The following is a 12,982-nucleotide window of genomic DNA, read 5'->3' on the forward strand; positions in this document are numbered from 1 at the left end:
ACTTATCCTCTCCTTCCCTTACGCTCGTTTGAATTGTTGTAAGAAACGTACATCATTTGTATAGAAATGACGAATGTCATCTACGCCGTATTTCAACATTGCGATACGCTCTGCGCCCATACCGAATGCGAAACCTTGATATTCTTTTGAATCATAACCAGCCATTTCAAGTACGTTCGGGTGAACCATACCTGCGCCTAAAATTTCAATCCAACCAGTTCCTTTACAAGTGCCGCAACCTTTGCCATGACACATCATACAAGAAATGTCCATCTCTACAGATGGCTCTGTGAATGGGAAGAAACTTGGACGAAGACGGATTTCACGATCTTCACCGAACATCTTTTTCACGAATACTTGCAGTGTACCTTTTAAGTCACTCATGCGAATGTTTTTATCAATTACAAGACCTTCAATTTGCATGAACTGGTGTGAATGCGTCGCATCATCGTCATCACGGCGATACACTTTACCAGGACAAATAATTTTAATTGGGCCTTTTTCTTTATTATTTTCCATCGTACGTGCTTGCACAGAAGATGTATGTGTACGTAGTAACGTTTCTTCTGTAATGTAGAATGTATCTTGCATATCACGCGCTGGGTGATCTTTCGGTAAGTTTAATGCTTCGAAGTTGTAGTAGTCTTTTTCTACTTCTGTTCCTTCCGCTACTTCATAACCCATACCGATGAATACATCTTCAATTTGTTCAACAACAGCTGTTAACGGATGGTGACAACCTGTTTCAACAGGACGACCTGGCAATGTAACATCAATTGTTTCAGTTGCTAATTTCGCTTCAATTACTGCTTTTTCTAAGTTGCTGATTTTGTCGTCTAGACGCGTTTGAATCGCTTCACGTACTTCATTTACTAATGCTCCCATACGTGGACGCTCTTCTGCTGATAATTTTCCCATGCCGCGTAATACTTCTGTAATTGGACCTTTTTTTCCTAAATACGCTACGCGTACGTCGTTTAAGCCTTTTAGCTCTTTCGCTTCTTCAATAAGCTCTAACGCTTTTTGCTTTAGCTCTTTTAAACGTGCTTCCATTTGGAACCCTCCTAATTTTAAAAATAAAAAAACCTCGCTCCCAAAAAGGGACGAGGTAAATTCGCGGTACCACCCTAAATTGACAGAACATGTCTGCCCACTCATTAGTTATAACGATCAATTCTGACCGGAACGCCTTTACATATACATGGTCCTGGCGTCAACTCCAGAGGTGAATTCACTTCCGTCTACCATAAGAATGCTTTCAGTCTACGGCATTCTCTCCCTATATGGCGATTTTGTAAGCTACTCTTCTCTATCAACGTTTTTCGTTATTTAACTTTTAATATAATGTACTTCAACTTATTATAAGAAGTTTTTTATTTGTTCGCAACCGGGCTTTGCAAATAATACGTTAAAATCCCTGCTGCAACTGCAACATTTAATGATTCTGCCCCGCCGTAAATCGGAATATACAAGTTTCGATCCGTTTTTGCAAGAATTTCTTGGCGTACGCCGTTTCCTTCATTTCCTACAATTAATGCAAAGCTACCAGCTGGTGTTACTTCCCCGTACGGAACTCCATTTTCAAGAGCTGTTCCATATACAGGAACGTTATTTTCTTTTAGCTTGTCTACCCATTCTTCTAAGTTCCCTTTTACAATTGGTAAGTGAAAAATAGAACCTTGTGTAGAACGGAGTACTTTACTATTATAAACATCAACACAACCTTCTCCAAGCACAACGGCATGAATACCAGCTGCATCAGCTGTACGAATAATTGTCCCTAAGTTACCTGGGTCTTGCAGGCCATCTAATAAAAGAAACTTCCCATCAGCAAGAGCTACTTCCTTCTCATGCTTTTCACAAACAGCAAATACACCTTGCGTCGTTTCTGTTTCACGAAGTACTTTTACGATTGCTTCCGGTACGATATACATTTCTACATCATTAACTGTCCAATCTTTCGGAAGGTCTGTCTGATCTGAAACGATAAGTTCTGTTACAACTCCTGCTTTTAAAGCTTCCTCCACTAAATGGAATCCTTCTACAAAAAATAAACCTTTTTTATCGCGCTCTTTCTTCGTTTGCAGCTTTTTCCACTGCTTCACACGCGGATTTTGTACTGAATCAATGTTTTTCATAATATGTATTTCCCTCTCTTCTTGTCTTATCATTATAGCCTATTTTTCATACATATTTACATAAAAAAGAACAAAAACTAACGTCAGTTTCAATTCTGAAGAAGAGGTGAAAACAATGAGTTTTAATTTACGCGGTGCTGTATTAGCAAATGTATCTGGTAATACACAAGATCAATTACAAGAAACAATTGTCGATGCAATTCAAAGCGGTGAAGAGAAAATGCTTCCAGGTCTTGGTGTCTTATTTGAAGTCATTTGGAAAAACGCTGATGAAAATGAAAAGCATGAAATGTTAGAAACACTAGAGCAAGGATTAAAAAAATAAGCAATTTAAAAATCACCTTTGCATAAGCTAAGGTGATTTTTTTCTTCTCCTAAACATTTCTACTTTACTAACACTACTCGATGGAGTACAATGTTCAAAATACATTTAAACCGATCGATTTTTCTTCATATACACCATTAGATAAAAGGAGTGAATGTTTTATGCACCGTATTACGCTTGAACAAATTTTTAAACACCACATTACACAAAAATACGTAAATCGTTCTGGGATGGTCCACGCGATCGCTGTCGCTTACCATGCGTTTCACTTAGCTAAAAAGCATCACGCCTCAGTCGATGCTGCGACAAAAGCCGGTTTCCTTCATGATATCGGACATCATACGTGGTACACAGGCGGCGAATGGGACTATGATTTATATAAAAAGAATGATATACACGCAATTAAAGGAGCAGAAAGAGCTCATAAATTGCTTATTAGATTAGGAGAACACCCTAAACTAGCAAAAGAAATTTCTATCGCAATTCTTCTTCATACAGATTCTTTCTTAGTACAGCAAGAAATCGAAAGAACATCTCTGCAAAACATTATTAAATGGGCAGACGAAGCAGATGAAGAACCAGGCGGAGCGCATCATTATCGAACAATTTCTTATGAAAAAGCACTAAAAGCAATTCAACAGTTAGACCGATTGGTAGAGCGTGAATTACAAATAGAGCAATCGAAATCAAACAACAAAACAGAACATAGTTATCAATGAGAAAGAGGCATCACTATAGGGTGATACCTCTTTTATTATTTTATGAAAAATACACCTTTATATGTAATATTTAAATGTTACCCCCGATAACAAGACAGTTTATAATTAAATATATAAATATAAAGGGGTGGTTTTACAAATGCAACCCGCTACACAACTTTCTAATGAACAGAAATACTCTATGTCATGGTTACAATTTCTTGGAGTTTTATTCATTCTCTTTCCATGTCTCTCATTAATAAATATAATTCTTACATTTTTACCTATTGAGTTATACGGATACATTAACCCAAATACAAATAAATTTTTGCTTGATTCTATAAAAAATGTAAGTTATGAATTAGTTGCCTTACTTTTACTAATCGCATTTATTAAGAAATATAAACCACTGAAAGAACTAGTATTACCTATATTCGATTTTCGAGTTTTAAAATCTTTTCGGATGTACATCTATGTTCTCATTTATTATGTAATCACCTTGTTTGTAGATATGTTTGTACTAGATAAATTATTCCCTTCATCCGTACAAGAACAGTCTGATGCATTACAACTTTCAACACTAGAGCACTATCCACTTCTCTTACTTCTAGCTAGTGGGATTTTTGCCCCTATTTTTGAAGAGCTTGTATGCAGAGGGATTCTTCTTCGTTTTTTCGAAGAGAAGTTTACCTTTTGGATAGCTGTAATCCTCTCAAGTTTAATTTTCGGTATTGCTCATGCCTACTCTGTGGGAGTTATGTTTAGTGCATTTGTTACTGGAATTTTCGCTTGTTTATTGTACAAACAAACTAAATCTATTATTCCAGCTATCCTATTACACATTTTAACCAACATAATCGCTTTTTTACATTAAGAGAGAGGTATCACAATACCTCTCTTTACTCTTTTATCACAATTATAAACTCTTCTGTTAACACTTTTAGACAAACCATTTGTACAGAACATCTATATAAAATTATTAATGTCTGTAAATAGTAGCTTTAACATATCTTTTTTACTACAATGATGACTTTTTTGTATAAATATCCTATAATCTTTATATATAATTATTTAATATAAAAGGATAGGTGATTCACTATTATACAAGCCACGCAACTAACTTACCCACAAAAGCATCCTATGTCACTCTCGCAATTTCTATTTTCGCTCGTTTTCGCGATTTGGGGAACAGGATTTCTAGCTGACCTCTTTATAGGTCTTCCTACCGTTATTTATACAGACGGTTTAACCGATCCAAAACAAATTGCTTTAGCAAAATCACTTACTACTTTTGGAAGGCATTTATTTGTATTGTGCATTTTATTAATTTTAATTTATGCATATAAACCGTTAAGAAATTTAATTGTCCCAACACTAAACTTTACAGCATTAAAAAAAGTAAGCACATACATCTATATAATCCTTTTTTATGGACTACATATCGTTAATGATATATTTATAATTAATAATATTTTTCCTGATGCGGTAAAAGAACAGTCATCCGCTTTAGATCTAGAAATGTTAAAACAATACAAACTGTTATTGCTAATAGGCGGTGCTATACTTGTACCTATTTTTGAAGAACTTATATTCCGCGGTATTATTCTTCACTTCCTACAACAGCGCTTCCCCTTTTGGATTGCAGCACTTGGGTCTAGTTTCCTCTTCGGGATAGGTCATATATACTCAACTGGTGTGATGTTTAGTATGTTCATCATGGGTCTATTTATGGCAATTTTATGTAAAAAAACAAAATCCATTATTCCAGCTATATTACTTCATATTATAAATAATATGTTAGCCTTTTTAGGATAGAGAGAGGTATCATCACGATACCTCTCTTTACTCTTTTATAACAACTTCAAACTCTTCTTCCGTTAACACTTTTCGATAATTCGTTTTCTTTTCTCCCTCTTCACCAGAAGTTAGGACGGGCGTCAGTATAATTTTCGTTACACTATTTTCTAGTTTTTCAAAACGCCAATAACTATTTTTCGATAAGGTAAGACCTGAATGTGGTATTAACTCTTTACCATCTTGATCCTTCCCGATAAATGTTACATCTACCTTTGTTCCATTCAACATCTTATAGTTCAACTTTGTAGATATAGGAGACACTTTTAAATTTTCCAATTCTATTTTTTGACCATTTTCTAATTTAAAATGCTTATGAATTGGAATTGTTTTCGTTTCAGCTTTTAATTTGTCTCCAGATGCTTTAAAGGAAAAACCCCATTCTCCTTTCCATATTGAATTCCCCTCTTTTAAAGAGATATCCCTATACACAACTTGTATATCACATTCTCCACGAATTTCTAGAGGATTCATTTCATCGTCTTTTAAATCTACATTTGAGAAAAATGTATATGTATATTCATTTATTTTTTTGTCTCCGCCACTACCGCTGCCATTTAACAGTTTTCCATTTATATAAATATCAGGGCTAGGATAAGAGTCCTCTAAATTGACCTGACTAGACTTAAACGTACTATTAACAATAATCTGTCCCTCATCTATCATCACTTCGTCTAATCGTACTTCTACACCATTATCATAAACTGTTTGTCCTATTGTCGTTTTATATTCTTTTAAAGGTTCTCCTCTACTGTTCACGTAGTCTTCCATTTTACTTCCGATTAACGGTATATCTGCAATCATCCTTCTCATATCTACAGTCATCATCATAATAAATAATGCCGCGGCCGTTGTTACAATAGCTATATTCCGTTTCGTATGGGCTTTGTTCTTGTTTATTTTTTTGTGAATTCGCTTTTTTATTTTCTTTTTCTCTATGTGCGTTAAGTTAATCTCTTCATATTCATTCTCATCCATTTTTATATCATTTAACATTTCATATGGATCTTTCATTTCCTTCACCTCTTTTCTTATTTATTTCATCCGGTTATGTAAAAATAATGCCCTTAACTTCTTTCGACCTCTTGATAGACGATTGTATATAAAAGAAGTTTTCACCCCCATTTTCTCCGCAATATCTTCTACACTATCCTCTTCCACGTAATGCTTCATAAAAATTTCTTTATCGTTCTTCTTTAAATGATTTAATATATGTTCCATATCATTACTAATCTCTTTTTTAGTAGTATCGGTATGTACCGCTATTTCATCTATTTGATCTATTCCTTTTTCATTTACTGTCTTCGTATATTTTCTCGCATAATCGATAGATTTATATTTTGTAATAGCTGCAATCCAATTTTTTAGCGTATTTTTCTCTTCATCATACTTTTCAATATGATTCCAAATTGCCAATAACACATCATCCATACATTCCTCTTGCACATCTTCAAACGAAGCTAAATGCTTCTGAATAATACTTTTTATTAGTCCGCTGTACTGGTCAATAATAAAATCTAATGCTTTTTCGTTCCTTTTCCTTAGCTGATTCACCACATTTTCTTCTGTAATTTTCATATGTCTCCTCCTCTCTCTCATGCTCTACATCTATTAATTCGTATCGTTATTACTCATTTCTATCAATTTATACATATTTATTAATAATATCCAAAATAAACCTCATGTAGTAAAATATAACTGATTACACAGAAGGAGATTACATATGTTGAGCTTACTTTGGGTTATTTATATGCCACTTCTTGTTTTATGCGGATTTTTTGGTGGTATTTTTTTAATTGTTACTAGCGTGAAACACCGTAAATTATTTGTCGGTTTAATGGGGCTACTTAGCTTTTCCTTTGTCACACTACCTTTTGTTTTTTGGGGCATGGGAATGGAGGGCAATACAATCCTTCCTATTTCAACTACTTTATATTGGATACTGTTTTCTTTAACTGGATTATTAGCTGGAGTAAGTGGATTACAAGCAAAAATTAAAAGTATCCGTAATATGGGATTCATTATTTTTATCGCTGGTATATTAGGGGTTATCTTCTGGTTACTCATGACTGTGGGTGATTCATACTATATATAATATTTTTTGAAACTCACAAATCGGAGGTAGTACAGAAGTGTTCGGAATATTAACTTGGATGATTTTAGCTCTTACTTTGATGTTATGCCAATTCATCGTCGGTATTTTTTTAATTATTGGTGGCATGAAACATCGGAAATCACTTACCACTATAGCTGGTTTCATTAGCATATTCCTTATCGTTGTTCCTATCATTTGTATAGGTTCTGGAATAGATTTAGAGGGGATGGTTCCAATTTCGGGAACTTTATATTGGTGCTTCTTCTCTTTAGCTGGACTATTAGCTATTATAAGCGGAAGACAAATATCGAGTATTCGTTCTATGGGGACGATTTTGTTTATAGCAGGGCTTTGCTCCGTAACTGGTTATCATCTTTTATATGTAACTGCATAAAAAGCACAAAAAAGCAGGGAAATTAATTCCCTGCTTTTCTATTTGGTTTATTGCCTGATGGTAAGAAGAACGATAACACCCAAGCAATCCCTGCGAGTATCGTTGCAATTAAGAAGGCATCGTTAATACCGTTAATTGCAGATAACTTTGAAATTTGTCCGAATAATAGTTGCGTGCTCATCGCATCTCCTGCTTGTGCTGAGCCGGCTAAGGCCGCTAAGCTTTGCCCCATGCCGTGTACTTTATCAACTAAAATTGGGTTTGACGTTGTTAACATATTTCCATAATCTGCTACGTGGGCAGTTGTTTGTTGCGTCATAAGTGTAATTAAAATCGCTGTTCCGATTGAACCCGCTACTTGTCTTGACGTATTTTGCGTTGCTGTACCGTGAGAAATTAATTTCATCGGTAGCGCGTTCATACCAGCTGTCATAATTGGCATCATAATGAATGACATACCAATTGAGCGTATAATATAATCCGTCATAATAACGCTATACGGTGTATCCATCGATAATTTTGTAAATTCATATGTCGCATACGTCGTAATTGCCAATCCAATTATCGCTAATGGACGAATGCCATATTTATCGAATAATTTACCCGCTACTGGTCCCATGATCCCCATAATTAATGATCCTGGAAGAAGTAGTAAACCAGATTCAATTGGCGTAAAGCCACGAATATTTTGCAGATATACAGGAAGTAATAACATACCTCCGAATAATGCCATTGTAACAATTGCGTTAATTACTAAAGTGAAAGTAAATACTGGATATTTAAATACTTGTAAATCAAGCATTTTATTGTCCGTCGTTAACTCTCTCCAAATAAATAACGCTAAACCAATTACACCGATAATAAGTGAAATAACAACTTCTGCACTAGTCCAACTATTATTTCCAGCTTCACTAAATCCGTACAATAAGCTTCCTAGTCCAATACTTGAACTAACAACACCGAATATATCTAATTTTGTTTTAGACACTGGCTGAGCTAGTGTAAAGAATTTTAAAGATAGGAACGTAATAATTAAACCGATAATAAACATCGCATAGAACATTAAGTTCCAGCTGTAATTTTCAATTACCCAACCTGTTACAGTTGGTCCGATAGCTGGTGCTAAAATCATTGCTACACCTAGTAATCCCATTGCAGCTCCGCGCTTATGAGGCGGGAATAATGTCATGAAGATATTCATACCAACCGGCATTAAAATACCCGCACCAACCGCTTGAATAACGCGGCCCGTCATCATCATTGTAAAGTTTCCTGAAGTAGCACAAATGATAGATCCTACCGTAAAGAATAACATTGCTGCTACGAATAATTTACGATACGTAAATCGTGAAACTAAAAAGGCACTAATCGGTACTAAAATACCATTTACAAGCATGAAGCCTGTAATTAACCATTGTGCTGTTGAAGTTGATACGTTAAATTCATTCATTAACGGAGGCAATGCAACGTTAATGATTGTTTGGTTTAAAATAGAAACGAACATGCCGAGAATTAATACAGCTACCACTGCTTTTACGTTCACATTCTCTACAGGCATAGACATTTGTTTTTTCGGCACTTCTTTTTCTTGTTTTACTTCTTTTTCTTGTTTTACTTCTTCTTGCTTTCCTGTTTCCAACTCAACTACATTAGAAATTTCCGGTTCTTGCTTTCGTTCAATGTCTTTCTCTTCTGTTTCAACTTTACTTACTTCTATTTTACTTACGGCTGGGACTTGTTCTTCTCCCATTTTCGTTTTTTTCTTTCGTAAAAGACGATTTACAAGGAAGAAGACGATTATACAAAATAGTGCATATCCTGCAATTACAATTGAGGACATCTCATCTCCCCCTTACTTATGAATACGAACTGTCACATTCATGCCAGGAACAATATTTACTGATTTGCTATGATCTAAAGAAATTTTAACTGGTACTACTTGTGTTACTTTCGTATAGTTCGCTGTTGCGTTGCTTGATGGTAACATAGAGAATGTGTTCGCTGTTGTTAAGCCAACTTGTTCTACTTTTCCTGTTAACGTTGTATCTGGGTATGCATCTACATACACATCTACATCTTGACCTTTTTGAACATCATCAACATCTGTTTCTTCAATATTTGCTGTTACCCATAAATTGTTCATATCAAATGCATAAGCGATTGGGCTACCTGCTCCAACGAAAGCATTTGTTGTTGCGTTTGATTGTACAACTGTTGCATTTTGTGGAATTGTTACATCTACTGTTTGTTCTCCATTCGCTGCTGCTACAGTGACAGCACCTAATTTATCATTCTCGTTGTAGTTCTTACCTACTTCAGCTTTCCAGTCAGTTAATTTCCCTGCTACTGGTGATGCAATCGGAATTACCTTTCCATCAATTTTTGCATTGTCTGTTTTTAAGTAATTTTCCGCTTGATTGTAATAGTAATAACCGCCAATACCGCCACCAACTAGTACAATTAATGTGATAATGTTGATAATCACCATTCTTCGAAACTGATTCATTGCATTCCTCTCCTTATATCGCATATAATTTTTTTCTAGACTATTTACGTCCTTATTGTTTAGATTGTTTAATTGTTAATTATATTAACTTTTAAACAAAAAAATCACACCATCTGCGGTGTAAATCGAAATTTATCTACCTGCAAGCGGTGCTGATTTCTGAAGGACTATCGTTTATAATTATAAATAATTATTTCAAATCTACAACCGACAATTTACGTATGAAATGTCGCTTAAACAACAATATAATACCAATATGTTGTTTAAATACAGAAAATTAAACGAGGGGAAATAAAAATGTCTATTAAAAATACAAATGATCCACGTGTAAAACGGACGAGACAACTCATACAGGATGCTTTTGTCGCTTTAGTAGGCGAAAAAGGGTTTGAAAATGTAACTGTTCAACATATTGCAGAACGTGCTCCTGTAAATCGCGCTACGTTTTATAGCCATTACCACGATAAATATGACTTACTAGACAAAAGCATTGAAGAAATGTTAGAGAAGCTAACAGAAGTTATTAAACCGAAAAATAGAAATAAAGAAGATTTTCAACTTACATTTGATTCACCACATCCAAATTTCTTGTCTTTATTTGAACATATCGCAGAAAATGCGAACTTCTATAACGTCATGCTTGGTGATAAAGCTGCCGGAAACTTTACGTATAAAATGATGAAAGCCATTCAAACACATTTAACATTAAGCCTCTCTATTGCACAGCCTAACGATGAAAAACTAATGGTTCCACGTGACATTCTCCTTAGTTATGTTACTGGTGCCCATCTCGGCATGATTATGTCATGGCTAAAAAAAGGGATGATATATACCCCGCATTTTATGGCCATGCAATTAACTCGTTTAATCATTTTAGGGGCTCATACTGCCGCAGGATTAGAACGACCTTTTTAAAACACAAAAAAGCGAAGGAGAGGCTCCTTCGCTTTTTCTATTAATTAAATGTAATGTTATGTACAGCCTCTTTATCAAGACGTTTAATAACTTCTACAATTAACTTCACTGCATTTTCATAATCATCACGGTGTAACATTGCCGCATGAGAATGAATGTAACGGGTTGCAATCGTAATTGCCATAGACGGAATACCATTTACAGCAATATGAATTGCACCTGCATCCGTTCCACCGCCCGCTACTGAATCATATTGGTATGGAATTTGTAATTCATCAGCAACATCAACTACAAAGTCACGTAAACCTGTATGACCAATAACAGAAGCATCATATAAAATGATCTGTGGTCCATCACCCATTTTACTTTGCGCTTCTTTTGACGTTACACCCGGTGTGTCACCAGCAATACCAACATCTACCGCGAACGCGATATCTGGTTTAATATAGTTTGCAGATGTTTTTGCACCACGAAGACCGACTTCTTCTTGTACAGTCCCTACGCCATATACAACGTTTGGATGCTTTTCATCTTTTAATTGTTTTAATACGTCAATTGCAATTGCACAACCAATTCGGTTATCCCATGCTTTTGCAAGTAACATTTTTTCGTTCTTCATCACTTGGAATTCAAAGTAAGGTACAACTTGATCTCCTGGTCGTACGCCCCACTCCATTGCTTCTTCTTGGCTAGAAGCACCAATATCGATGAACATGTCTTTAATTTCAACTGGCTTTTTACGCGCTTCTGGAGGTAAGATATGCGGTGGTTTTGAACCGATAACACCTGTTACATCTCCTTTACGCGTTACAATTGTTACGCGCTGTGCAAGCATAACTTGTGACCACCAGCCACCAACTGTTTGGAAACGAAGGAAACCTTTGTCATCAATTTGCGTAATCATAAAGCCAACTTCATCTAAATGACCTGCAACCATAATTTTCGGGCCGTTTTCTTCCCCTACTTTTTTCGCAACTAAACTTCCTAAATTATCAGTAGAAAGTTCGTCCGCAAACGGCTCAATATATTTCTTCATTACTTCGCGTGGTTCACGCTCGTTACCCGCAATACCACGTGCATCTGTTAATTCTTTTAGCATTGTCAATGTCTCGTCTAATTTTGTCATTGCCAACACCCTCCTTTTTCTTCAGTCACTTCATTATACAAAAGGAAATTGAAATATTCAAAAATTAACTTAGTATCCTTGTGTTTGACGCTGATGATTTACTTCGTTTTTATCTAAATATGCCTTTTCAATCTCTTCTTGTTCAAACTCAAGTGCTTGTCCAAGTCGAAGGTAGCTTGTAAATAATTCAATATAGTTCGTAATAGATGGTTGATCTGTAAAACGAATCACCTTCGCATACGTGTCTAAGAAAATTTCTACTTGTGTTTTATTCGTCTGTGCACACTTATAGAATAAGAAGTTTTTATCAATACCTAAATCAATTCCGATTGATAAAATAAAATGTAAGCCATCTACGTATTCTTCTAGTATGACTTCACGTTCTGATGCTGGTTTGTTGCTCCAATATTTAAAACAACGTGTTTCATTTGCAAGTTCTCCAATTTCTACAAGAAGAGCTAACATTTTCTCTTTTAACAATTTTTTCGGTTGTAAGTCATGTTCTTTCGCAATACGGTCATCTAATTCTTTTTGTAATTTAAATAGTTGTAGTAAGTCCACTCTATTGCCCTCCTCCAACATCGCATTTTACGCAACAATGTTGTTTCATCTCAAAGTTCATTATTATTTTTCGTTTCTTATTAATAAGTCAGCCATTTACCTCTTTACACAAAATAGCTTGTCCTTAATTTACAAATACGTTTCAATCATCACGATTAGATTGTTCACTCCGATTGGTGATAGTTAATAATTATCCAGGAATTGCCCACTATTAAAAATATTATTTTATCTGATGAAAGTTCCATATCATCTTTCCATTATAGCAGTGTCGTTTCAGGTAGGAAAGATACTCTTCTTTCCAGAGGATGATAATTAAAAGAAGCCAGGAGGATTCTCCTGACTTCATATGTATATTCTTCTATATTGCTAT

The 12,982-nt window shown here is 35.1% G+C and carries 15 protein-coding genes and 1 other annotated feature; of the genes, 7 read left to right on the top strand and 8 right to left on the bottom strand.

Annotated features, from left to right (window positions below):
- Positions 1-18 precede the first annotated feature (18 nt).
- Both pheS and PQF83_RS13525 read right to left on the bottom strand, forming a co-directional pair.
- The gene (pheS, locus tag PQF83_RS13520; RefSeq protein ID WP_000388219.1) at positions 19-1,053 is read right to left on the bottom strand and encodes a phenylalanine--tRNA ligase subunit alpha; all 1,035 of its coding nucleotides are present in this window, start codon (positions 1,051-1,053) and stop codon (positions 19-21) included.
- Between the two features lie 43 nt (positions 1,054-1,096).
- Positions 1,097-1,325, bottom strand: a binding site (T-box leader).
- Positions 1,326-1,373: 48 nt separating this feature from the next.
- Entirely contained in the window at positions 1,374-2,171 is a 798-nt protein-coding gene (locus PQF83_RS13525; RefSeq protein ID WP_001993769.1) for a TrmH family RNA methyltransferase, read from the bottom strand.
- Between the two features lie 82 nt (positions 2,172-2,253).
- On the opposite strand from PQF83_RS13525, the gene sspI reads away from it, so the two are divergent.
- From sspI to PQF83_RS13545, 4 genes are all read left to right on the top strand, one after another.
- Positions 2,254-2,463, top strand: a complete 210-nt coding sequence (gene sspI / locus PQF83_RS13530; RefSeq protein WP_000009513.1) for a small acid-soluble spore protein SspI — start codon at positions 2,254-2,256, stop codon at positions 2,461-2,463.
- A gap of 161 nt (positions 2,464-2,624) precedes the next feature.
- Positions 2,625-3,182, top strand: coding sequence for an HD domain-containing protein (locus PQF83_RS13535; protein ID WP_000554792.1), 558 nt, complete (start codon positions 2,625-2,627; stop codon positions 3,180-3,182).
- Positions 3,183-3,321: 139 nt separating this feature from the next.
- Positions 3,322-4,035 (top strand): CPBP family intramembrane glutamic endopeptidase, encoded by a 714-nt coding sequence (locus tag PQF83_RS13540; protein WP_001182128.1) that lies wholly within the window; start codon positions 3,322-3,324, stop codon positions 4,033-4,035.
- A gap of 266 nt (positions 4,036-4,301) precedes the next feature.
- Complete coding sequence (locus PQF83_RS13545) at positions 4,302-4,976, top strand: CPBP family intramembrane glutamic endopeptidase (RefSeq protein ID WP_000059260.1); 675 nt, start codon at positions 4,302-4,304, stop codon at positions 4,974-4,976.
- 27 nt (positions 4,977-5,003) lie between these two features.
- On the opposite strand, the gene PQF83_RS13550 is transcribed toward PQF83_RS13545, so the two are convergent.
- Together PQF83_RS13550 and PQF83_RS13555 are read right to left on the bottom strand one after the other, a co-directional pair.
- Positions 5,004-6,029: a DUF4179 domain-containing protein gene (locus tag PQF83_RS13550; RefSeq protein WP_000654751.1), complete on the bottom strand. Its 1,026-nt coding sequence runs from the start codon at positions 6,027-6,029 to the stop codon at positions 5,004-5,006.
- A 21-nt stretch (positions 6,030-6,050) separates the two neighbouring features.
- Entirely contained in the window at positions 6,051-6,593 is a 543-nt protein-coding gene (locus PQF83_RS13555; protein WP_000704585.1) for a sigma-70 family RNA polymerase sigma factor, read from the bottom strand.
- 145 nt (positions 6,594-6,738) lie between these two features.
- Between PQF83_RS13555 and PQF83_RS13560 the strand changes: the two genes are divergently transcribed.
- Positions 6,739-7,110 (top strand): hypothetical protein, encoded by a 372-nt coding sequence (locus PQF83_RS13560; protein WP_000950045.1) that lies wholly within the window; start codon positions 6,739-6,741, stop codon positions 7,108-7,110.
- 37 nt (positions 7,111-7,147) lie between these two features.
- Positions 7,148-7,504 (top strand): hypothetical protein, encoded by a 357-nt coding sequence (locus PQF83_RS13565; RefSeq protein WP_000467061.1) that lies wholly within the window; start codon positions 7,148-7,150, stop codon positions 7,502-7,504.
- 22 nt (positions 7,505-7,526) lie between these two features.
- On the opposite strand, the gene PQF83_RS13570 is transcribed toward PQF83_RS13565, so the two are convergent.
- Both PQF83_RS13570 and PQF83_RS13575 read right to left on the bottom strand, forming a co-directional pair.
- Positions 7,527-9,344: a DHA2 family efflux MFS transporter permease subunit gene (locus PQF83_RS13570; protein ID WP_196240834.1), complete on the bottom strand. Its 1,818-nt coding sequence runs from the start codon at positions 9,342-9,344 to the stop codon at positions 7,527-7,529.
- A 12-nt stretch (positions 9,345-9,356) separates the two neighbouring features.
- Positions 9,357-10,010, bottom strand: a complete 654-nt coding sequence (locus PQF83_RS13575; protein ID WP_001071404.1) for an HlyD family secretion protein — start codon at positions 10,008-10,010, stop codon at positions 9,357-9,359.
- A 297-nt stretch (positions 10,011-10,307) separates the two neighbouring features.
- Between PQF83_RS13575 and PQF83_RS13580 the strand changes: the two genes are divergently transcribed.
- Positions 10,308-10,925, top strand: coding sequence for a TetR/AcrR family transcriptional regulator (locus PQF83_RS13580; RefSeq protein WP_000023670.1), 618 nt, complete (start codon positions 10,308-10,310; stop codon positions 10,923-10,925).
- A 40-nt stretch (positions 10,926-10,965) separates the two neighbouring features.
- On the opposite strand, the gene PQF83_RS13585 is transcribed toward PQF83_RS13580, so the two are convergent.
- Together PQF83_RS13585 and PQF83_RS13590 are read right to left on the bottom strand one after the other, a co-directional pair.
- On the bottom strand, positions 10,966-12,051 hold the full coding sequence (locus tag PQF83_RS13585) for a M42 family metallopeptidase (protein ID WP_000163568.1): 1,086 nt from the start codon (positions 12,049-12,051) through the stop codon (positions 10,966-10,968).
- Positions 12,052-12,120: 69 nt separating this feature from the next.
- Positions 12,121-12,612 (bottom strand): dUTP diphosphatase, encoded by a 492-nt coding sequence (locus tag PQF83_RS13590; protein ID WP_000365050.1) that lies wholly within the window; start codon positions 12,610-12,612, stop codon positions 12,121-12,123.
- Between the last annotated feature and the right edge of the window lie 370 nt (positions 12,613-12,982).

Source organism: Bacillus sp. FF-1 (assembly GCF_028548245.1).
Lineage (GTDB): Bacteria > Bacillota > Bacilli > Bacillales > Bacillaceae_G > Bacillus_A > Bacillus_A paranthracis.